At 69.6% G+C, this 19,047-nt stretch carries 23 protein-coding genes and 1 tRNA gene; 15 read left to right on the top strand and 9 right to left on the bottom strand.

Going from position 1 to position 19,047, the window contains the following annotated elements:
- The first annotated feature begins 157 nt into the window (after positions 1 to 157).
- From NBT67_RS00780 to NBT67_RS00760, 5 genes are all read left to right on the top strand, one after another.
- A complete protein-coding gene (locus NBT67_RS00780) occupies positions 158 to 3,340 on the top strand; it encodes a formate dehydrogenase subunit alpha (protein ID WP_251342919.1) in 3,183 nt (1,060 codons plus the stop codon).
- 3 nt (positions 3,341 to 3,343) lie between these two features.
- Complete coding sequence (locus NBT67_RS00775; RefSeq protein ID WP_251342918.1) at positions 3,344 to 4,006, top strand: 4Fe-4S dicluster domain-containing protein; 663 nt, start codon at positions 3,344 to 3,346, stop codon at positions 4,004 to 4,006.
- Positions 4,007 to 4,387 (top strand): hypothetical protein, encoded by a 381-nt coding sequence (locus NBT67_RS00770; protein WP_251342917.1) that lies wholly within the window; start codon positions 4,007 to 4,009, stop codon positions 4,385 to 4,387. It begins immediately after the preceding gene.
- Complete coding sequence (locus tag NBT67_RS00765; protein ID WP_251342916.1) at positions 4,384 to 5,376, top strand: cytochrome b/b6 domain-containing protein; 993 nt, start codon at positions 4,384 to 4,386, stop codon at positions 5,374 to 5,376. The genes NBT67_RS00770 and NBT67_RS00765 overlap by 4 nt, the downstream gene beginning before the upstream one ends.
- A 311-nt stretch (positions 5,377 to 5,687) precedes the next feature.
- Positions 5,688 to 6,053 carry a hypothetical protein gene (locus NBT67_RS00760; RefSeq protein WP_251342915.1) on the top strand — a complete coding sequence of 122 codons (366 nt, stop codon included), beginning with the start codon at positions 5,688 to 5,690 and terminating at the stop codon, positions 6,051 to 6,053.
- On the opposite strand, the gene NBT67_RS00755 is transcribed toward NBT67_RS00760, so the two are convergent.
- Both NBT67_RS00755 and NBT67_RS00750 read right to left on the bottom strand, forming a co-directional pair.
- Positions 6,050 to 6,451, bottom strand: coding sequence for a hypothetical protein (locus NBT67_RS00755; RefSeq protein ID WP_251342914.1), 402 nt, complete (start codon positions 6,449 to 6,451; stop codon positions 6,050 to 6,052). The two genes, NBT67_RS00760 and NBT67_RS00755, sit on opposite strands and share 4 nt — an antisense overlap.
- 154 nt (positions 6,452 to 6,605) lie before the next feature.
- Entirely contained in the window at positions 6,606 to 7,385 is a 780-nt protein-coding gene (locus NBT67_RS00750) for a helix-turn-helix transcriptional regulator (RefSeq protein ID WP_251342913.1), read from the bottom strand.
- Positions 7,386 to 7,641: 256 nt separating this feature from the next.
- Between NBT67_RS00750 and NBT67_RS00745 the strand changes: the two genes are divergently transcribed.
- Complete coding sequence (locus tag NBT67_RS00745) at positions 7,642 to 8,172, top strand: DUF7344 domain-containing protein (RefSeq protein WP_251342912.1); 531 nt, start codon at positions 7,642 to 7,644, stop codon at positions 8,170 to 8,172.
- Here NBT67_RS00745 and NBT67_RS00740 read toward each other — a convergent pair.
- Both NBT67_RS00740 and NBT67_RS00735 read right to left on the bottom strand, forming a co-directional pair.
- Positions 8,169 to 8,816 (bottom strand): DUF2238 domain-containing protein, encoded by a 648-nt coding sequence (locus tag NBT67_RS00740; RefSeq protein WP_251342911.1) that lies wholly within the window; start codon positions 8,814 to 8,816, stop codon positions 8,169 to 8,171. The two genes, NBT67_RS00745 and NBT67_RS00740, sit on opposite strands and share 4 nt — an antisense overlap.
- Before the next feature lies 1 nt (position 8,817).
- Positions 8,818 to 9,480, bottom strand: coding sequence for a hypothetical protein (locus NBT67_RS00735; RefSeq protein ID WP_251342910.1), 663 nt, complete (start codon positions 9,478 to 9,480; stop codon positions 8,818 to 8,820).
- Between the two features lie 84 nt (positions 9,481 to 9,564).
- Here NBT67_RS00735 and NBT67_RS00730 point away from each other — a divergent pair, with 84 nt between their 5' ends.
- Complete coding sequence (locus tag NBT67_RS00730) at positions 9,565 to 9,828, top strand: hypothetical protein (protein WP_251342909.1); 264 nt, start codon at positions 9,565 to 9,567, stop codon at positions 9,826 to 9,828.
- A gap of 32 nt (positions 9,829 to 9,860) precedes the next feature.
- Positions 9,861 to 10,043: a YegP family protein gene (locus NBT67_RS00725; RefSeq protein WP_251342908.1), complete on the top strand. Its 183-nt coding sequence runs from the start codon at positions 9,861 to 9,863 to the stop codon at positions 10,041 to 10,043.
- Positions 10,044 to 10,073: 30 nt separating this feature from the next.
- Here NBT67_RS00725 and NBT67_RS00720 read toward each other — a convergent pair whose 3' ends face one another.
- Positions 10,074 to 10,805, bottom strand: coding sequence for an SDR family oxidoreductase (locus NBT67_RS00720; RefSeq protein WP_251342907.1), 732 nt, complete (start codon positions 10,803 to 10,805; stop codon positions 10,074 to 10,076).
- Between the two features lie 115 nt (positions 10,806 to 10,920).
- On the opposite strand from NBT67_RS00720, the gene NBT67_RS00715 reads away from it, so the two are divergent.
- Both NBT67_RS00715 and NBT67_RS00710 read left to right on the top strand, forming a co-directional pair.
- A tRNA-Glu gene (locus tag NBT67_RS00715) sits at positions 10,921 to 10,995 on the top strand.
- Positions 10,996 to 11,137: 142 nt separating this feature from the next.
- Positions 11,138 to 11,905 carry a DUF7847 domain-containing protein gene (locus tag NBT67_RS00710; protein WP_251342906.1) on the top strand — a complete coding sequence of 256 codons (768 nt, stop codon included), beginning with the start codon at positions 11,138 to 11,140 and terminating at the stop codon, positions 11,903 to 11,905.
- A gap of 64 nt (positions 11,906 to 11,969) precedes the next feature.
- Here the strand turns inward: NBT67_RS00710 and NBT67_RS00705 are convergent, their stop codons facing one another.
- Positions 11,970 to 12,296, bottom strand: a complete 327-nt coding sequence (locus NBT67_RS00705) for a DUF7521 family protein (RefSeq protein ID WP_251342905.1) — start codon at positions 12,294 to 12,296, stop codon at positions 11,970 to 11,972.
- 1 nt (position 12,297) lies between these two features.
- Positions 12,298 to 12,645, bottom strand: coding sequence for a winged helix-turn-helix domain-containing protein (locus tag NBT67_RS00700; protein ID WP_251342904.1), 348 nt, complete (start codon positions 12,643 to 12,645; stop codon positions 12,298 to 12,300).
- A gap of 240 nt (positions 12,646 to 12,885) precedes the next feature.
- On the opposite strand from NBT67_RS00700, the gene NBT67_RS00695 reads away from it, so the two are divergent.
- The 5 genes from NBT67_RS00695 to NBT67_RS00675 all read left to right on the top strand — a co-directional run bounded on the left by NBT67_RS00695 (position 12,886) and on the right by NBT67_RS00675 (position 16,877).
- The gene (locus NBT67_RS00695; protein WP_251342903.1) at positions 12,886 to 13,827 is read left to right on the top strand and encodes a DUF7847 domain-containing protein; all 942 of its coding nucleotides are present in this window, start codon (positions 12,886 to 12,888) and stop codon (positions 13,825 to 13,827) included.
- A 97-nt stretch (positions 13,828 to 13,924) separates the two neighbouring features.
- A complete protein-coding gene (locus NBT67_RS00690) occupies positions 13,925 to 14,794 on the top strand; it encodes a hypothetical protein (protein ID WP_251342902.1) in 870 nt (289 codons plus the stop codon).
- A gap of 96 nt (positions 14,795 to 14,890) precedes the next feature.
- Positions 14,891 to 15,289 (top strand): hypothetical protein, encoded by a 399-nt coding sequence (locus NBT67_RS00685; RefSeq protein ID WP_251342901.1) that lies wholly within the window; start codon positions 14,891 to 14,893, stop codon positions 15,287 to 15,289.
- A 59-nt stretch (positions 15,290 to 15,348) separates the two neighbouring features.
- Entirely contained in the window at positions 15,349 to 16,401 is a 1,053-nt protein-coding gene (locus NBT67_RS00680) for an outer membrane protein assembly factor BamB family protein (RefSeq protein WP_251342900.1), read from the top strand.
- A 14-nt stretch (positions 16,402 to 16,415) separates the two neighbouring features.
- Complete coding sequence (locus NBT67_RS00675) at positions 16,416 to 16,877, top strand: hypothetical protein (RefSeq protein WP_251342899.1); 462 nt, start codon at positions 16,416 to 16,418, stop codon at positions 16,875 to 16,877.
- 88 nt (positions 16,878 to 16,965) lie between these two features.
- On the opposite strand, the gene NBT67_RS00670 is transcribed toward NBT67_RS00675, so the two are convergent.
- Both NBT67_RS00670 and NBT67_RS00665 read right to left on the bottom strand, forming a co-directional pair.
- Positions 16,966 to 17,355: a DUF5658 family protein gene (locus NBT67_RS00670; RefSeq protein ID WP_251342898.1), complete on the bottom strand. Its 390-nt coding sequence runs from the start codon at positions 17,353 to 17,355 to the stop codon at positions 16,966 to 16,968.
- Between the two features lie 42 nt (positions 17,356 to 17,397).
- Positions 17,398 to 19,044, bottom strand: a complete 1,647-nt coding sequence (locus NBT67_RS00665) for a S8 family serine peptidase (protein WP_251342897.1) — start codon at positions 19,042 to 19,044, stop codon at positions 17,398 to 17,400.
- Positions 19,045 to 19,047 lie beyond the last annotated feature (3 nt).

Raw genomic sequence — 19,047 nt, 5'->3', positions numbered from 1 at the left:
GCGAACCAAACTTCACTTTCAGTTTCCGTAACCACCACTTTCGTTCGAACAATTTAGGTCAACCTAAAAGCATTAATTTATATAATGTCATCCCTATGCCTCATAGTATATGCACGTGTGTGAATGACACGCGCATACCGAGGGGACGATACACACCATGAGCACTGAACCAGTCTCGATAGACCTCGACAGGCGCTCGTTCATGAAGGCGAGTGCTCTGGCCGGTGCCGTCGCTCTCGGCGGTGGCGGTGCGGGACAGGCGCTCGCACAGACGGGGAGCGAAGACCAGTCGGCCGCCGACACGGAGGGGGAGCTCACGAAGACCATCTGTAACTTCTGTGCCGTCGGCTGTGGCTTCAGAGGCGAACGGGTGGGCGACGCGTTCGTCGGCCAGGAGCCCTGGGAGGAACACCCCGTCAACGCGGGATCGCTCTGTTCGAAGGGCGCGGCGATCCTGGGTAGCGAACACTCCGACCGTCGCCTGAAACACCCGATACGGAAGGTGGACGGCGAGTGGGAGAAGGTCTCGTGGAACGACGCCTACGAGCAGATCACCAGCGAGGTGGAACGGGTCTGGGAGGAGCACAGTCGCGAGAGCGTCATGCTGCTCGGCAGCGCCCACCACGCCAACGAGGAGGCCTACGCCAGCCGGAAACTGGCGGCCTTCATGGGTACCAACAACATCGACCACCAGGCGCGGATCTGTCACTCCACGACCGTCGCGGGGCTGGCGAACACGTGGGGCTACGGCGCGATGACGAACACCATCAACGACTATCGCAACTTCGAGATGGATCTCATCATCGGCCAGAACCCCGCCGAGGCCCACCCCATCGCGATGCAGCACATCCTGGAGGGGCAGAAACGCGGCGGCACGGTCGTCGTCGTCGAACCCCGATACACGAAGACGGCGGCCCACGCGGATCACTTCTTCCGGATGCGCCCCGGCACCGACGCGGCGCTGATGATGGGGCTGATCCGCTACATCCGCGATCAGGGCGAACTCGACCAGGACATGCTCCAGGGGCGGGTGATGGGCTGGCCGGACCTCGAAGCCGAACTCGACCGCTACGACCTGGAGACGGTGTCGGATATCACCTGGCTGTCGGTCGACGAACTGGAACAGCTCGGCGACCTCGTCATCGAGAACAAGCCGCACGTCCAGATCGAGTGGGCGATGGGCGGCACCCAGCACAACAACGGCACCCAGCACATCCGCTCGTACGCGGCGCTGTCGCTCGCCACGGGGTCGGCGGCCCGGTCCGGCGGCGGCCTGCAGGTGATGCGCGGCCACTCCAACGTCCAGGGGGCGACCGACCTCGCGGTGGCGAGTCACATCCTCCCGGGGTACTACGCGAACAGTTCACCCGGGTCCTGGCGCTACTGGGCGGACGTCTGGAATCAGAGCCCGTACACGAGCGGGTCGACCTCGTTCCCGGACCTCTACGACCGGTTCGAGAAGATGCCGGCCGAGAAGTACGTCCGGCAGAGCCCGACGACCGAAGGAGTCGACGACATCGACGAGGCGATGCCGAGCGAGCGGTCGATGATGTTCCAGAACGGGCTCACGGTCGCGCGGTGGTTCGAGGCCGCCCTCGACCAGGAGGACCGGCTCCAGCAGACGCCGATCTACCAGCCGGACAAGGTGAAGATCGCCTTCTTCTGGGGGCACTCGGTCAACTCCATCAGCGAGATGGAGAAGGCCAAGATGGCGATGGAGGAACTCGACTTGCTGGTCATCGTCGACATGTTCCCCTCGGGGGCGGGCGCGCTGCCGGAACGCGAGGACGGCGTCATCATCCTCCCGGCGGCGAGCCAGTACGAACACTGGCGGTCGGTGACCAACTCCCACCGGTCGGTACAGTGGTCCGAACCGGTGCGACCCCCGTCGCACAACAGCCGGCCGGACATGCGGATCATGCAGGAACTCGCGGACCGCCTCGGCTTCGGCGAGCACTTCGACTGGGGCTCCGGTCCCGAACTCTACAACGGCAAGAGCACCTACGAGGAGTGCCTCCGCGAGATCAACATCGGCGTGCGGACCATCGGCTACATCCAGGACCCCGAGCGCCTCGAACTCCACCGCGAGTACGACTGGGCGTTCAGCCAGGAGGACCTCAAGGGGGCCACCGGCACCCCCGTCGAGGACGAGTTCTGGATGCTGCCGTGGCCGTGCTGGGGCGAGGGCCACCCGGGGACGCCGATCATCTGGAACGACGACATGGATCCGCGCGACGGCGGCCAGGACTTCCGCGCGCGGTGGGGGGTGCAGGCGCCGACCCCCGACGAGTGGGCCGGCGACGACTACCCGATGCAGGAAACCGTCGATCAGCAGGGCGAGGAGGGACTCGACCTCCTGCGCGATCCGTACGAACCGGACTGGTACGACGGCACCATCCAGGGGGTCCCACAGTATCCGGGCTTCGCGACGACGATGCCCGACGACCTCACCAACCCCGACGCGCTGACGCTCCCCTACGAGTACGCGTTGCGCGAGGACAAGTCCGTCTACGACACCGCGGTCGACATGAACGAGAAGTACGAGTGGGCGGACTTCGACGAGGAGTTCTACGAGCAGTACGACTACAAACAGCCGGACGCGCCGACCGGCAGGGGGCGGGCGCGGGGCGTCGTCTGGAACTTCCTCGACACGGTGCCGGTCCACCGCGAACCCCTGGAGAGTCCACGGCCCGACCTGGTCGAGCAGTGGCCCGCGAACGGCCAGCAGATCAACTTCTACCGCCTCGACCAGAACAACGCCCGCGAGCAGACGCGGGTGATGCGGACCATCCAGGAGCAGGGCCTCAACACCATCATGACCAGCGGCCGGCAGGTCGAACACCAGGGCGGCGGCTCGGAGTCGCGCTCCAACACCTACCTGGCGGACCTCCAGCCACACATGTACGCCGAGATCCATCCGTCGATGGCGGAGAACCTCGGGATCGACGGGGGTGATCTGGTGGTCGTCTCCTCGGCCGACCGGGGCTCGATCCTGGTGAAGGCCCGCGTGACCTACCGACCGAGCGAGCGCGAGACGTTCCTCCCCTTCCACTGGGCGGGGATGTTCCACGGGGAGAGCATGGAGGAACGCTACCCCGAGGGGAACATGCCCTTCGCCATCGGCGAGAGCGTCAACACCATCACGTCGCGCGGCTACGACGTCGAGACCCAGATGCAGGAGACGAAGGCCGCGATGGTGAAAGTTCAGCCCGCCACCCAGTCGCTGGTGGACGAACTGAACATGGACGTCGACCTGTCCAGCTTCACGTTCCCGCAGGACGAGGACGGGTTCGGCCAGCAAAAGGAGTTCGACGTCCGCGACTACAACGCGGTGCAATAACTCATGTCCACGAACCAAGAGCGGATGCGCGAGGGCGTGATGAGTACGGGCGACGGCGCCCGTATCTTCCCCGACGTCGAGGCCTGCATCGACTGCGGCGGCTGCGTCGTGGCCTGCAACCGGACGTGGGACACGCCGAAGGACGAACAGCGGATCAGCGTCTCGACGATGCTGGAGGGTCAGGAGGGTGCCCAGGGACTCAACGCCCACAGCGCCCGCGCCCTCGAACAGAACCGATCGCCCGGCGAGACGAGCGTCCCGATGCAGTGTTACCACTGCGAGAACGCTCCCTGCGTGTCGGTCTGTCCGACGGACTCGCTGTTCAAGAAGGAGGACGGCTTCGTGCAGGTGCAGGACGACCTCTGTGTCGGCTGTCAGTACTGCCTGTCGGCGTGTCCGTTCGGCGCCCCGCAGTTCCCGGAGTCGGACGACGGCGCCGCACGGATCTTCGGCACCGGCGGCACGATGGACAAGTGTACGATGTGCGAGGAGCGCCAGGACGTCGGCAAGGGACCGGCCTGTGCCGAGGAGTGTTCGACCGACGCCATCCTCGTCGGCGACGCCGACCAGATCTCGTCCGAACTGGAGCGGCGGGACAGCGGCACGTTCTTCAACGACGTCGCCATGGAGATCATCTTCGGACAGGAGGACGCGGAGGCGTTCTGAATGAGCTACGAAAGTGACCTTCCCGAGACCAGCAGTTACAGTCCGACGGCCGTGGCGATCAGCGCCGTGGGCGGGATCGCTCTCGCGCTGGTGTCCGTCTGGTGGGCCGCCGGAACGGCCGTCTTCTACGAGGGGCTGTTCCGCATCTCGCCGACGGTCGACGGCGGCGGCGTCGGCACCGACTGGGTCGTCGGGAACACGGTCCCCTGGCTCGACTTCCTGATCGCCTTCATCCACGCCGCGGACGTGCTCATGGGACTGTTCATCCTCCTGATGGTGTTCGTCCACTGGGGTGCGTTCCGTCGCCTCGCCGCGCAGATGCAGGACCCGGAGGAGGAGCGTCGGGAGGCCGTCGCGACCGACGGAGGTGAGACCGAATGACCAACCTCGATCACGGCAAGTTCACGCGGGTGACGACCACGTTCCACTCGCTGCTGGCGCTCGACGTGTTCCTCCTCTTTTTCACCGGCTACAGCCTCACCTTCAACGACGAACTCTGGTGGCTGCTGACGCTGATGGGGGGCGCAGAGGGCGTCACGGCCCTGCACCGGGTCGCGGGGTTCGGCCTCATCTCGCTCATCGGCTTCTGGGCCATCCTCATGCTCACGACCGACACCGGCCGGAGCAACTTCCGGGCGATCGTGCCCACCGGCGACGACGTGCGGGCGTTCATCCAGGACGTGCAGTTCGTCCTCGGCAACGCCGACGAACGCCACCCGAACGCCAAGCAGTTCGCCGGCGGCGACCACGAGTCGATCCCCCTGCTCTCCTACATCGGCAAGGGCGTCGTCTTCATCTTCGCCATCGAACTGTTCCTCCTGACGATCAGCGGCCTGCTCATCTGGAGCAAGACCGGCCTGATGCAGTACTTCGGCACGAAGACCGCCGCGATGGCGTTCGTCGTCTTCCACGGCCTCCTGGGGGTCATCATGCTGATGGGGGTCATGTTCCACGTCTTCGAACACGGCTTCCACCCGGCCTTCTACCCGGTCGAACCGAAGGCGTTCATCCCCCGCGAACTGATCCCCGAGACCCACGCCGACGGCGACATCTCCGACCTCACGCTCGCGCCGTCGTGGAACACCGTCAGCAACGTCATGGGCGCGCTCACGGTCGTCGGCATCGTCAGCGTGATGATCGGCTCCATCTTCGACGAGGGGTATCCGGTGCCACGGGAACTCACCGTCGGCGGCGGGCCCGAACACCTCCTGCTCACCGTCGGCATCAACGCCGGCATCTTCGTCCTCTTCGTCGGCCTCGTGCTGTCGATGTACGGCAACCTCCTGCGCGTGCGCTGGGAGCGCCGCCTCGAGGAGGAACGCGAGAGCGGCCGAACCACCGCCACCGACGGCGGCACGCCGGACGACTAGCCGACGCCGTCCCGCCGGCCCCGGCCGCCCGTGAACGATTTCGTGCGTCCGTTGTCGACTCTCGGGGCGTCGGTCATGTCCCGCCGGTTCGTCCTCCCTCTTGCTCGCCGCGCTCGCGCTCACCGCCGGCTGTGCGTTCCTCGGGCCGACCCCGGAGAGCTACGCCAGCAGTTACGAGTACGGCGTCGGCGTCGACGCGACGGGGACCCTGGAGGACGTGACGATTCGTCCCGCTCCCCCAGGTCGGCGGCGCCGCGACGTACGACCCCGCCGACCCCGACCACCAGAAGGTCGACCGGCGGACGGTGAGCGTGAGCGTCACCCGGACGGCCGACTACCCCATCGAGACGCGGACGCCGGTCGGCGAGTCGCCGACGTTCTACGGGACGGGAGCGGTGACGCGGGACCTGACCGAATGTCCGCTCCCGAACCGTGGCGAGACGACCTGTTTCGCCTACGACGCGCCGGCGTATCTCTCGTACGACGCGCCCGCGAACGCGAGCGTCGCCGGGAGCGTCGTCCTCGTCGGCTCGAACGAGTGGTTCGCCGGCGGGTGGACGGGGAACGGCTACGCCGACCGGGTCTCGTTCGACGTCACCGGGCCACGCGACGGCTGGGTGACCGCCAACGGGACGACCGAAGTCGGCAGGGGGACGTACCCCTCCCCGGAGCGTTAGGCCGAGAGCAGTTCCGCCCCCTCCGTCGAGAGGTCGACCGTCACGTCCTGTCGGGTCTGCTCGCTCATCTGATCGATGTTGCGGGTCAGGACTTCGAGGATGTCCTTCGGCTCCGGGTAGACGAGGAAGTTGCCGTCGTCGTCCTCCATCACGAGCTGCGTGTCCGAGAGGCTGATCCGGTCGTCCTCGATGCTCGCGACGACGACGGGGAGCGCCTCGGCGCCGCCGGGGTCGCCCTCCGACACCATCGTGATGTGGAGTTCGTCGAGGCCGATGAGGTCCTTGTACTCGCGGACCCGACGCGCACAGCGGACCATGTCCCGCGTCACGGCCGTCTTTCGCTCGTTGCCGTGCTCCCCCTCGTGACACAGCTTGCAGACCCGGAGTTCCATGCGCATGGTACACACGGAGTGGGGCAGAAAAATAAACCCTCGGCGGGGAGCGTCGGCGAGCCGCGCGACCGCCGGAGGGCGTCGCCGGCCCCGCGTCCGGGAGCCCCGGACGCGGCACTCCCCGGCGCCGTCGGCACGAGAGGTTCCACGCGCTCCGCGGTCACCGCCCGGTGAGCCGCGACGACCGCTCGCGGACGTCACGGAGCGTGCGCTCGGCCCAGCCCACCGCCTCGGGGCGGTCGGTGCCGAGTAGGGCGCGAACCCGGTCGGTCGTCTCGTCGTGGATGGACAGCCGCACGCTGGCGTCGCCGTCGGTTTCGAACAGATACAGCCCCGAGTGGAGCGGCTCGGCGTACTCCCGGACGGTGACGCGCTCCAGTTCGAGGACCTGCTCCAGGTCGGCCCCGTGATAGGAGCGCAACACGGCCACGGAGTCCGGACAGAGGGTCGCGTCGACGGCGAGCGACCCGTCGACCATCCGCTCGCGGACGTCGGCGGAGAAGGCCGGTCGGATGGACCCGCGGACGAGTCGGCACCGATCCGCGTCGAGGAACGCGTCGATCAGGCGTTCGCCGGGGGCGTGGGCGTCGTCGTCGGCCGTCACCACCTCGGTCGCGCCGAAGAACGTCGGCGGCGGGCGGATGGGTTCGTCGAGGCCCTCGAGATACGGCGCCAGCGACAGCAGTTCGTCGACGCTCGCCGCCGCGTCGCGGTAGAGCGCCGCGATCAGGTCGCCGGCGACGGTCGAGCGAATCCGACCGTCCGTCTCCGCGACGAGACCGAGCGTCGAGAGCTCCGCGACCGCGCGGTCGACCGTCGACCGCGAGACCGACAGCGCCGACACCAGCGCCCGCTTCTCCCGTGGCCCGTCGCGCAGTTCCCCGAGCAGGTCGGCGCGCCGAACCACGAGGTCCCAGACCTCCGAGGGGTCGCTGGACATGGATCGTTCCCGACTGCCGGCCCCACGGGCATAACCCTTCCCTCCGTGCGTGACGTGCGGCGCATCGCTCACGTGACGCACACCGACCGGGTGATCGTGCACGCAGTGAGCGGCGAGCGGTGTCGAGCGGACGCCGTGAGAGAGCCGCGACGGCGAGGCAGGAGATAACACTATGGCGCCCGAACGCGGGTGTAAGGGTATGTATCGAGGGGACCGGGGAGCGATCGGTGGCGGTGGGGAGCGAGCCGGGTGATCGATGTCACCGCAACTCTTTCCGGCCGACACCGACGAACTCACCAGGGACGCGCTGTTCTCGATGTTGCGAAACGAGCGCCGCCGGGAGGTCATCCACTACCTCCGGGACCACGAGGGACCGGTCGACCTGCGGGAGTTGAGCGAGTACATCGCCGCCATCGAGAACGACTGCGAGCGGAGCGCGGTGACGTACAAGCAGCGCAAGCGGGTGCAGACCGCCCTCTACCAGATGCACCTGCCCAAACTCGCCGACCAGAACATCGTCGACTACGACCGACGCGCGGGACAGGTCGAACTCGCCGACGGGGCCGAGGACTGCCTCCCGTATCTCGACGCCGTGACGGACGGCAACCACTTCCGGTGGTGGCGGTGGTACCTCATCGTCGCCGCCGTCGTCTCGGTCCCGGTCGGCTTGGCCGCCCTCGGCGTCCGGCCCTTCGCTTCGGTGTCGGGGCTCGGCTACGCCGTCGTCGTCTGTACGGCCTTCGCCGCCGTCTCCGTCGCACAGGCCGTCACCGAGCGCGGCCGTTAGTCGAACCGCTCCGAGATGGCGCCCGCCAGATCGGTCAGGTGGGCCGTCCCCCACACGGCGACGACGACGCCGCCGAGCGTGTCGAACAGGAGGTCGAGCATCGTGTCCTCCAGGCCGTACTGGACGAGGACGCTCCGCGTGCCCGTGAGTTCGGCGACGACCGTCACGCCGAACTCGATGACCTCCCAGAAGACGCCGAACGCGAGGACGAACAGCAGGATGAACACGAACATGAACCGATCGGGCAGCGAGACGTCGTCCGAGTGGAGTTCGACGGCGCGGGCGGTGGCGTACCCCGCCGCGGCGACGACCGACGAGGACAGCGTATGCGTCAGGTGGTCCCACCACGGAACGCTCCGGTAGAGGTTGACCGTCGACCCGGGCAACCCCGCGGTGCCGAGCGCGTGGAGGAACACCGCGGCGGTGATCCAGAGCGTCAGCGCGGGATCCATCGGGAGGTGATAGTCCCGCTCCAGCACCGCGGGGAGGTGGGTCACGCCCAGGCCGATGGCCGCGTTGACGACGATGCCCGCGTTGCCGTCGTAGAGGCCGACGAAGACGAGGCCGACGAGCGTCGCCTGCATGGCCCGCGAGAGCTGTCGTTGCCGGCGCTGACTCAGGCCGAGGTGGTCGCGCAGGCGCATCTCAGTCCTCACCCCCGGCGCGCTGGGTCGGATACCGGGGACCGGCGTCCGCGAACCGCCGGAAGTAGTACTCGAAGACCACGCCCGCGACGGCGCCGGCGACCGTCGCGGCCACGAAGTCCCACATGAGCGCCTCCTCGATCACGTGTTCCGGGCGGCCGTCGAGCAGGATGGTCGTCCCGAGGAGGACGTCCGAGAGCCACCGGGCCTCGGCCCACAGGCCCGCGGTGGCGACGGTGGCGATGACGACGAACACCACCGCGAAGGAGTGGGTCATCCGCACGGGCGTGAACACGTCGAGTTCGACCGCGAGAATGAGCGCGGCGGCGGCGACGGCGACGTACGTCGTGATCCGCCCCGTAAGCGTCACGTCGCCGACCGTCTGCCCGACGACGAGGAGTCGACCCAGCGCGGGGACGGAGGCGAGCGCGAGCACCTCCCACGGCACCATCGCGTCGACGCGACGGAAGGCGACCGCCGGCGCGACGGCGAGGGCGACGAGGACGAGCGTGAACCCGGCCCAGAGCGGTCGCCCACCGGCGACCGCCACGCCGACGGCGACGGAGAGGACGCCGACGAACCCCCAGCCGAGGGCGGCGTTGAGTCCACGACGCTCGAACAGGTCCCGAAGCCCCGGCGTCGATCCGGGATCGAGGCGCGGCATGCCACTCCGTTCGTCGCTGGCGAGGAAAACGCTTCGGGGCCGGGAGGCGAAGATACAAGCCGTCCCCGCGACCATCAGTACGTGATGTCGAACGATCCGTCCGGGGAGCCCTCGGCCGACGGGCAGACGTGGCTCCACCTCGTCGACGACGTGCTCGACACCGCCATCGATAGGGAGGAGGACCTGGAGTGTACCTTCGAGGACGTCACCGTCGACGTCCCCCTGCGGATGGACTCGGACTCGGAGTTCGCCCGCTGGCACCTCGACGGCACCGTTCGGGTCCACGTCGACGGGATGCGTGGCCCCCTCGCGGACTGGCTCCGCTGGTGGTCCAGACAGCTCTCGTAAGGCGTTTCGTCGTCGCGCCCGTCCGGTCGAACATGCCCGAAGCGACGTTTCAGGTGTTCGAAACCGACGCCGGCGAGTTCCGCTGGCGGCTCCGCGACGACGACGGGTCGATCCTCGCGACGAGCGGGGAGGCCTACCCGACGAAGGGGGCGGCGACCCGCCGGCTCCAGCGCGTCAAGCACACGGCCCCGACGGCCGGCGTCGAGTCGGTCTGAGACGGATTATCGTACCGATCCACCGTCCGACTACCAGCCCTCGAACTTGTCGCGGCGGTAGACGTCGATCTCGTGGACCGTCGAGTGGTCTTGTGCGGCGGCGAAGCCGACGGCGTCCGCGATCTCCTCGGGCTCGCTCACCTCGCCGGGGTCGAACCGCTCGGCGAAGGCGTCGCCGTCCTCGTCGCCGAATTCCGTCCGCACCTCCGTCGGGTTGACGACGGTGACGCCGACGCCGTCCGGCCCGACCTGCCCCTCGACGCTGTGGGCGAACCCGCGCAGCCACCACTTCGTCGCGGCGTACACCGGGTTCCCCGGCCGGGGGTACTGCCCCGCGAAACTCCCGACGAAGATCAGGTTGCCGTCGGACGCCGTCAGATGCGGGAGGGCCGCCCGCGTCGCGAAGAAGACGCCGTCGACGTTCGTGTCCATCATCGCGCGGTACTCCTCGGTCGAGAGGTCGGCCACCTCGCCGCCGCGGCCGAGTCCCGCGTTGTTGACGAGAACGTCCAGCCCACCGAACGCGTCGACGGCCGACTCGATCAGCCCCTCGACCGCCGCCTCGTCGCGCACGTCCGTCGGAACGACGAGCGTCTCCGTCCCGTACTCGGCTTCGAGATCCGCGGCGATGGCGTCCAGTCGCTCCTCGCTCCGCGCGGCCAGGGCGACCCCTGCCCCCCGGCTCGCTAGCTCGTGGGCGGTCGCCTCGCCGATTCCCGAACTCGCACCCGTCACGACGGCCGCGCTGTTGTCGAGACTCATGGTCGTCGAAGCCCTCGTTCCCGAGCCCCTTTACTCCCCGCCCGTCCGATATAGTGGAGTTTAAATATCGTCACACCCTCGCTGTTGGTGTGATCGGCGCGCGGTGCGTCGACGGGCTCCGATAGTGTAGTCCGGCCAATCATATTGCCCTCTCACGGCAATGACCTGGGTTCGAATCCCAGTCGGAGCATCTTCCTCCCGATCCCTCACCGGTTAGTTCGTCGGCGGTGTGCGACCGTCACACTCAGTGCTCGATCGACGGACTGCGGCGTCTTTTCCGAGTCGGAAAACGTGTGTCGGGGGTTATACCCCGAGGCGCCCGTCTTCCGTCCATGGGAGTCCTCCAAGCACTCCGCCGCACACCGGGGGCGCTCGCGCGTGCCCCCGGCCTGTTGGTCCCGCAACTGCTCGTGTTCGTGCTGCTGTTGCCCCAACTGCTGTTGCAGTCGACGTACCCGACGGCGTCGGTACTCCTCTCGTTGGGGTCCTCCGCGGTCCTGCTCGTCGGGATGCCGTTCGTGCAGGGCGGCATGCTCGGGATGGCCGACGAGGCGCTCACCACCCGAAGTTCGCTGTCGCGGTTCGTCGCCGAAGGGAAGGCCAACTACCTCCGGCTGCTGGCCGCCTACGTCGTCCTGCTCGTGGTCAACGGCGTCCTCGGTGCCATCGGGTTCGCGGCCGGCGTCGGCGCGTTCGTAACCCACGACGCCGTCAGGATGGCGTTCGTCGCACTCGCCGCCGTGGCGGGGCTGACGTATCTCGTCGTCGCGTTCTTCGTCCAGTTTTACGGCCAAGCCATCGTCGTCGACGGGACGACCGTCATCGCTTCGTTCAAGCGGAGTTATCGCGTGGTCCGGGCGAACCTGCTGGCGACGGTCGGCTACGTGCTTCTCGCGCTGGTGATCGGCGCGCTCTCCGGCGGCGTCTACGCCGGCGTCTCGGTACTGGCCAGTCCCGAAGCCGCCGCGACGTACGGCCTGCCGGCGCTCTCGACGCCCCTGCTCGTCGGCGTGGGGCTACTCGCGGCAGTGCTCGGCAGCGTCGCCTCGGCGTTCATGCTGACGTTCTCCGTCGCGGTCTACGACGAACTCGCCGACTGACGCCCGGTCGGTCGACACCCCGTCCGTCCCCGGGATCGGCGTCGGCCGTCCCGTCGTCTCGGAGTCAGGGTCGACGATAGAGCGAGTAGAGGATGCAGACCAGCCCGGAGACCTCGATGAGTCTGTTGAAAATCGGGGCGTAGTAGGTGTAGACCACCGGGTCGAAGCGGAGCGCGGTCCCGACGGACGCGACCGTCAGCGACACCACGAACGGGACGACCGTGAGCAGGATCAACCCCACCGCGAGCCACAGCATCGGCTGGCTCCGGTTGCGTCGGTACCCACGGTAGGCCTGGAAGACGATGGCGAGGCCGAGCACCAGACCCAAAAGCGTCACCGCCAGCAACGCGAGGTAGTTCACGTACAGTCCCGTGCTGATGGTTCGGAGCACGTCAGATCCCCTCCCAGAGGTCGGTGAAGCGGTCGGCCGGGTCCTCGGTCGCCTCCGCTTCGACGGTCACCGAGAGGTCACCCTCGTCCAGTTCGACGGTGAGGCTGTCGAGCCGTGCCTCGAAGACGCTGTAGTGGTGGCCGTCCTCGCCGATTTCGGTTCGTTCGGCCAGCAGGTCACAGTCGACGAGGCGCTCGGTGCGCCGGTATATCGTGGGCAGGGAGGCATCGCATCGGTCGCTCAGGGTTTTGGCGGACATCGGTTCGATACTCGTCCGAGTGAGGATCGCCCGCGCATACTCGTCGTCGAGGAGCGCGAATAGTTCCTCGGTGGAAGGACCCTCACTCACGTCGGAGCCTTCAGCCCGGACCAATTAATACCCTCCACTCGTTTTCCGGGCCGGAAAGTCTACACCCGCGCTTTACCGTCCGGCTGCCCTCCCTCAGCGTGCCGGTCCCCGCCCCGACCTCCCCCGCTTCGCTCCGGCCCTCCGGGACCGGTCCGTCCCCCGCGGTTCCACCCGCGCGACGGTTTCCGAGCCGGAAAAGAACCCGCGGGTTTGAACTCTCGACGCGGTGAACCCCGGCCCATGGGTCTCCACGTTCGGCAGGTCGTCGCCGGCGGTCTCGAACGCGCCCTGACGCGAAACGGTGCCCTCCTGATGACGACCCTCTTCGTCGCGAGCGTCCTCCAGAGTGCGTTCGTCTGGGTGTTGGCGACGACGTACGTTCCCCTCGGGATGGCCGGGGCCGCGGCACCGTCCGGGGCGCCGGCGCCCGGCACGACCCTCCCGACGGTGGTGTCGGCGACCGCTGCGCTCCTCGGTGGGATCACCGGCGGCGTGCTGACGATCCCGATACAGATCGTCGCCGTCCGCACGCTCGTCGACGACGGACGCGACCGTCTCCCGGAGCTGTTGGTGTTTCGCAGACTCGGATGGACGACGCTCCGATACTTCGTCGCCACGCTGCTCAGACTCCTCGCCATCTTCGCCCTGACGTTCGCCGGCGTGATCGCCGTCTTCCTCGGGACGATAGCGGTCGTGGCCGTGCTCCCGCAATCGCTGCGGACGGCGCTCACCGGATCGGCGTACACGCCGCTTCTCTTCGTCCCGGCGCTGGTGGTGGTCCTGCTGCCCGTCGCGTTCGTCCAGTTGAGTTTCTCGTTCGTCGGGCAGGAACTCGCCGTCCGGGACGCGACGGTTCCGACGGCGTTCGTCCGGAGTTGGCGCGTCGTCGCGGGGAACCGGCTTCGACTGGGAGCGGCGGTCGTCGTCCCCTACGGGATCAACCTGGGATTCAGCCTGCTGATCGGGGAGTTCGTGCCGGAAGCGACGTTCCGGTCACCGGTGGCCCTGCTCGGTCAGACGGCGCTGGCGCTCGAGTCGTCGGTCGTCTCGATACTCATCCTCGGCATCACCTCCCAGGCGTGGATCCAACTGACCGGTGTCGACGGTCCGCTGGAGGACTACTGGGCCGGGAGCCCGGACGGGCCGGACCCCGACGGCGAGGGATCGGCGACGGCCGACTGACGCCCGGCGTCGCGGCGAGCCGGTGTGACGAGTCGCCCGCCCGGCACGGGGGCGTCCCGCCGGGACAACAAAGGGGCCGGCCCGCCACGTTCGGCGTATGCCCTCCAGACGAGCGGTGGCCGTCAGTCTCGCCTTCGGCCTGAGTCACGCGGCGGTGCTACTCGCCGTCGCCGGTCACCTCGGCTACGCCGTCGGCCCGTCGAACTACTCGCTCGTGGGGGTCGGGTGGCGGTACGGCGGGCTGGTCGTCGTGTCGGCGCTGCCGGCGTATCTCGCGGTCCGGTACGGCCTCCTCGCGCCCGCCGTCGCGCTCGTCCTCACGACGGGCTACGTCCTGGGGATGGAACTCACGCCCCCCGGTCCCACCTTCCGGGACGTCGCCGAACTCGAAGGGCTCGCCGAGCCGACGGGTATCACGGTCGTCGAAGACGGACTCTACGTCGTCCGCTACATGACCAACGCGTCGGTGTGGACGGTCGGGTTCCTGTTTCTGGGGGTCGTCGAGTACGTCGTCCGGCGTGCGTGGCGTCCCCTGCCGTCGGTTTCGGACGCGGCCCCGCGGCCGTCGCTGCCCGCCCCGCGGCGACGCGCGGCCGCCGTCGCCGCCGCGGGCGGACTGCTCCACGCCGCCGTGATGGTGTGGTTCGCCGCTCGCCTCGGAGTGACGCTCACCGGTGGGATCGGGTGGGTGCTGTATCCGTTCGGTGCCGTCGGCATGTGGCTGCTCGCGGCGGTTCCGCTCTACCTCCTGGTTCGGCACCTGCTGGTCGCCCCGGCGACGCTGCTCTCGGTGTTCGTCCTCGTCGACGCGAGCGCCGAGTTCACCGCGAGCGTGGAGGATCCCCACGCGCTCTACTTCGGTGGCTGGTTCCTCTACCTGGGCGTCCTCCTCGCCGTGGCGGGCGCCGAGTACGGCCTCCGCCGACTCGACGTCGCACACCGGATCGCGTCGCGGCTGCGACGGTGACGGCGTGTCGCGGGCGCGACGGCCCGGCTCGCGCCCACGTCTCACCCGGGGCGACGTGGAGAAACGTTGATACGGCGACGACGGATACCGACGTGCATGCCAATCTCCGACGACGAGTGGGACGACGGGTCCCGGGCGGATAGTGCGACGGCCGCGGGGACCACTCCCGTCGGCGACTACGAGGACGAGAAGGAGTTGATCGTCGCGTTCCTCTCGGAGAACGTCGACAACGCGTACACGCGCACCGAAATCGTCCGCGGCGTCGACTTCGGCAACGACGCCCGCCCCGAGACGATCCGCGAGGTGCTGACCGAGATTCAGGACGAACTGGTGGATCTGGCGGGCGACGTCGTCGCCAGCGGCATGCTGATCGACGACGTCGACGAGGCGCTCGACGAACTGGTGGCCGAGGGAACCGTCGCGGAGAAGGAAGTCGAGACGGGCGACGGGACGACCACCTACTACAGGCTCAACACCGACGACGCCCGGGAGTGACGTCTCCGAGAGAGCGACCGACAGCAACGTTCTTTTCCGGCGGAACACATCTCCGGACCATGGTCTCCCGCAGAACCACCCTCCAGGCCGTCGGGAGCGTCTTCGCCGGCGTCGGCGCCGGTTGCATCGGGTCGTCCGGACCCTCGTCGGATCGGATCCGCTGGCGGCGGAGCATCCGCGGCACGCCCCTCCTCGACGGCGGCGTCCTCTACGCGATGGATCGCCTGACGCTGTACGCCCTGTCGCCGGCCGACGGAGGCACGCAGTGGACGGCCGAGTACAGCGAGAGCGAGTTCGACCGCCGGCTCTGCCTGCGGAGCGACATCGCCGTCGACGACGGCCGGGTCTACGTCCCGGGCTGTGACGGCCTCCGGGCGCTTCGGCGGCCGGGCGGCGAGCGGGCGTGGTTCGTCGGGTCGCCGCTCAGGGGGGGCGTCGCCGTCGGCGACGGGCGGGTGTACGCGAACGCCGACGACCTGCTCGCCGTCGACGCCGAGGCCGGCACGGTGGACTGGCGCGTCGACACCGGCGGCGAGCGCCTCACGACGCCGGCCGCGACGGCCGACGGCGTCGTCTTCACCAACCGCGTCGACGGCGTCGTCACGGCGTTCGATACCGACGGCGAGCGTCGGTGGCGGTATCGGACCGACGCCGAGACCCGGAGCCCCACGGTCGAAGGGGAGACGGTGTACGTGGCCACGTCGACGGAGCCGGGTCGGGCGGGACGGCTGATCGCGCTGAACCGCGCCGACGGCTCCGTCCGGTGGGCGGTCGACACGCCGTCGCCGAAGCGGGGGACCCGACCCGTCGTCGACGGGGACGCGGTGTATCTCGGCTGTAGCGGGCGCGACCACGGGACGCTCGTCGCGCTCGATCGGTCGGACGGCGCCGAGCGCTGGTCGTACGCCGACGAGAACAGCACCGTCTACCAGCCGGCGGTGACCGACGACGCGGTGTACGCCGGCTCGAACGACGACCGGATCTACGCGTTCTCGCGGGCCGGCGAGCACCGGTGGCAACTGGAGACGAACAGCACCGTCGGAACGGTCGTCGCCGGCGACGACGCCCTCTACGCGGCGAACAACGAACGGCTGTTCGCCATCGAGCGCTGAGGGCACACCGACCGATGATCGACTCCCACGACGCGACTCGCGCGATTCTCCGCCGGCTACTCCTCGGCGAGCAGGTCGACCGCACCCTCGAGGTCGTCGGCGCTGCCGCCGTCTTCCTCGGCACGTTCGCCGCGTACGCGACCGGCGTGTTCGCCGTCGCGGGCGGGGTCGTGTTGCTTCCCGGTGACGCGACTGCCCTCGGCATCGTCGTCGCTGCCGGCGTCGGGTATCGGAACGGCGGACTCGTCGCTGCGTGGGTCGCGCCGTTCGCAGCCTACCTCGGGTTCGACGCCGAGTGGGCACTGCTCGGCCTGTCCAGCCACGGTCTCCCCGGACGGCTCTCGTTCCTGTTCGACCCGACCGGTCTCGCCGTCGCCGCCGCCGGGGCGCTCGTCTTCGGAACGGCCGGGTTCGCCGTCGGCTCCCTCGTCCGGGCGTCCGTCGACTACGTCCGCGAGGGAGACGCGACCCCGTGAATAGCCGCCCGCGTCGCCACGGCCGGGATCCGGGGCCGACGACACGTTCACACTCCCGGATCGGTGAGTCGTCGCCCGGCGGCCGCGACTACGGGGGTCCGAACAGCCCTCGCCCCAGCACGATCACCGCGAGGTTGTTGGCGAAGACGGCCAGGCCGACGGCGACGAGGACGCCCAGCCACCCCTCGATCAGGAGCGCGAAGTAGTGGTCCGCGGGCGGCGGCGTCAGCCGCAACCGGTCGAGGAGGAGGCGGAAGAAGCCGGTGACGACCACCACGACGGCGAGGTGGGCGCCGATCACGACGAGCGTGGACCGGCCGACGAGCCACCGCATCAGCGGGTTGCTCTCGGCGCCGCGGCCGACGAGCCGTGCCGCCGCGAGCGTCGTCAGCAGGTCGACCGTCAGCAGGAGGAAGAGCGCGACGGCGATCCAGTCCCAGTACTCCTCGATCCGCGACTCGGTGACGTCCGGGGTCACGGAACCCCTCCGGGCCGACGCGGCGACCGTCGGGCCACGGCGTCAGGCCCGGTCCCGCCGGGCCGACCGGTCGTCGCGCTCGGAGTCGCCGGCCTCGCCGGAGCCGCCGGCGCGACGCGGGTCGTCAGCCTGGCCATCGTCCCGTCGTTCCGTTCGGTCCCGGTCGTCCTCACCGTTCCGGTCGCTCACGCCGTCCCGGGAGCGGCCGTCCCCGTCGGCGCCGACGGGTCGCGAGCCGTCGTCGCGGCCGCCCGAGCGGGTGGCGTTGCCGTCGGCCGAGCGGTCACGCGTCGACCGGTCGTCGGCCGTCCGCCCGTCCGTCACGCCGGCGTCGACCGAGCGGTCGTCGGTCGCCGGGTCGCCGGCGGCCGTCCCGCCGGTCGCGTCGTCGCTCGCCGCCTCGACGGCCGCGAGGGCGTCCAGCGAGTCGCCCTCGCCGTCGGCGGTGCGTTCGAGGATGGTCTCGACGCGCTCCGGCGAGGGGTCGCGGCCGGCGGACTCCATGAGCGCCGCGGTGCCGGCGACGTAGGGGGCGGCGGCCGAGGTGCCGACGAGGTCGGACGCGGCGCGCGTCCGGGCGTCCCCCGGCGCGACCAGGTCGACGGTGCCGTTCGCGGAGCGGGAACTGTAGCCGGCGAGTTCGCCGTCCGCGGCCGCGCCGACGGCCACGACGCGGTCGCCCGTCGCCGGCGCGACCATGCTCCCGTGGGCGGTGGCGTGTTCGAGTTCGTGGCGCGCGGCGAACACCTGGATCCGGGCCGGCCGGAGGGGGGAGTCGTCGGCCACGTCGTCGGCGTAGACGGCGAGGTAGTACCGGCCGCGCGGGACGGCCACGTCGACGCCCTCGACGGTCAGTCCCGGGCCGCTCTCGTCGGCCGCCGACTTCGCGACGACGCGGTCGGGCGCGTTCGGGAGGTTGCGATAGAGATAGAGGTCGTAGTCGGCGCTCGACTGCCAGCGCAGGCGGGCGACGACGCGGCCCCGGATGGGGTCGCCGTCGGCGAGGTGGTTCGCCGCGTCGTCCTCGGCGAAGGTGACCCAGCCGTCGACGGCCCCCTCGCCCGCCCAGTGACGGTTGGCGTAGTTCCCCGCGGAGGTGACGAACACCACGCCCTCGTCGGTCGCCCGCTCCGCCGCGGCGGTGATCCGACTCCCGTCGCCCGCGACGCTCGGGAAGTAGCTCCCGGAGTCGACGACGACGTCGACCCCGCGGTCGGTCAGCCACTCGACGGCCCGGGCGTACTCCGCCGGCGTCGGCGTCCGGCCCACGCCGACGAGGTAGAGGTTCGCGGAGGGGGCCGTCTCCGAGACCACCTCGGCGACGGCGGTGTCGTGAGCCGTCGCCCCCGCCGGGCCGCCGATCCGCCGTCGCTCGACTACGTGGGGTGCGATCACCCCGTTGCTCGCGTCGAAGCCGCGGCCGATGACGCCCACGTCGACGCCGGAGCCCGTGAGGCCGCGAGCGTGGACCGCGTCGGCCCGGACCGACCGGAGCGCATCGGCCGTCGCGCCGGCGCCCGACGGGTGTCGCTGGACCGCGGAGCCGATGGTCGTGCCGACCTCCCCGCCGCCGTCCGTGGCCGCGGTCGCCGGCGGCGTGTCGGTCGCACCCGCCGGTACCGGCTGGACGGCCGCGAGAACGACGACGAGCGTGAGGAGGGCGACGCGTGCGCGGGGGGCGTCGAACATGGC

The organism is Haloplanus sp. GDY1 (assembly GCF_023703775.1).
Classification (GTDB): Archaea; Halobacteriota; Halobacteria; order Halobacteriales; family Haloferacaceae; genus Haloplanus; species Haloplanus halophilus.
Note: the sequence above shows the minus strand (reverse complement) of the source record. Positions and strands in the feature narration are given on the sequence as shown.

Coding starts and splice junctions, on each gene's coding strand:
- NBT67_RS00695 (WP_251342903.1), top strand. CDS start 12,886: ATGGGTCTCCACGTTCGGCAGGTCGTCGCCGGCGGTCTCGAACGCGCC.
- NBT67_RS00685 (WP_251342901.1), top strand. CDS start 14,891: ATGCCAATCTCCGACGACGAGTGGGACGACGGGTCCCGGGCGGATAGT.
- NBT67_RS00720 (WP_251342907.1), bottom strand. CDS start 10,805: ATGAGTCTCGACAACAGCGCGGCCGTCGTGACGGGTGCGAGTTCGGGA.
- NBT67_RS00780 (WP_251342919.1), top strand. CDS start 158: ATGAGCACTGAACCAGTCTCGATAGACCTCGACAGGCGCTCGTTCATG.
- NBT67_RS00765 (WP_251342916.1), top strand. CDS start 4,384: ATGACCAACCTCGATCACGGCAAGTTCACGCGGGTGACGACCACGTTC.
- NBT67_RS00740 (WP_251342911.1), bottom strand. CDS start 8,816: ATGCGCCTGCGCGACCACCTCGGCCTGAGTCAGCGCCGGCAACGACAG.
- NBT67_RS00675 (WP_251342899.1), top strand. CDS start 16,416: ATGATCGACTCCCACGACGCGACTCGCGCGATTCTCCGCCGGCTACTC.
- NBT67_RS00725 (WP_251342908.1), top strand. CDS start 9,861: ATGCCCGAAGCGACGTTTCAGGTGTTCGAAACCGACGCCGGCGAGTTC.
- NBT67_RS00770 (WP_251342917.1), top strand. CDS start 4,007: ATGAGCTACGAAAGTGACCTTCCCGAGACCAGCAGTTACAGTCCGACG.
- NBT67_RS00735 (WP_251342910.1), bottom strand. CDS start 9,480: ATGCCGCGCCTCGATCCCGGATCGACGCCGGGGCTTCGGGACCTGTTC.
- NBT67_RS00755 (WP_251342914.1), bottom strand. CDS start 6,451: ATGCGCATGGAACTCCGGGTCTGCAAGCTGTGTCACGAGGGGGAGCAC.
- NBT67_RS00665 (WP_251342897.1), bottom strand. CDS start 19,044: ATGTTCGACGCCCCCCGCGCACGCGTCGCCCTCCTCACGCTCGTCGTC.
- NBT67_RS00710 (WP_251342906.1), top strand. CDS start 11,138: ATGGGAGTCCTCCAAGCACTCCGCCGCACACCGGGGGCGCTCGCGCGT.
- NBT67_RS00745 (WP_251342912.1), top strand. CDS start 7,642: ATGTCACCGCAACTCTTTCCGGCCGACACCGACGAACTCACCAGGGAC.
- NBT67_RS00680 (WP_251342900.1), top strand. CDS start 15,349: ATGGTCTCCCGCAGAACCACCCTCCAGGCCGTCGGGAGCGTCTTCGCC.
- NBT67_RS00690 (WP_251342902.1), top strand. CDS start 13,925: ATGCCCTCCAGACGAGCGGTGGCCGTCAGTCTCGCCTTCGGCCTGAGT.
- NBT67_RS00750 (WP_251342913.1), bottom strand. CDS start 7,385: ATGTCCAGCGACCCCTCGGAGGTCTGGGACCTCGTGGTTCGGCGCGCC.
- NBT67_RS00775 (WP_251342918.1), top strand. CDS start 3,344: ATGTCCACGAACCAAGAGCGGATGCGCGAGGGCGTGATGAGTACGGGC.
- NBT67_RS00730 (WP_251342909.1), top strand. CDS start 9,565: ATGTCGAACGATCCGTCCGGGGAGCCCTCGGCCGACGGGCAGACGTGG.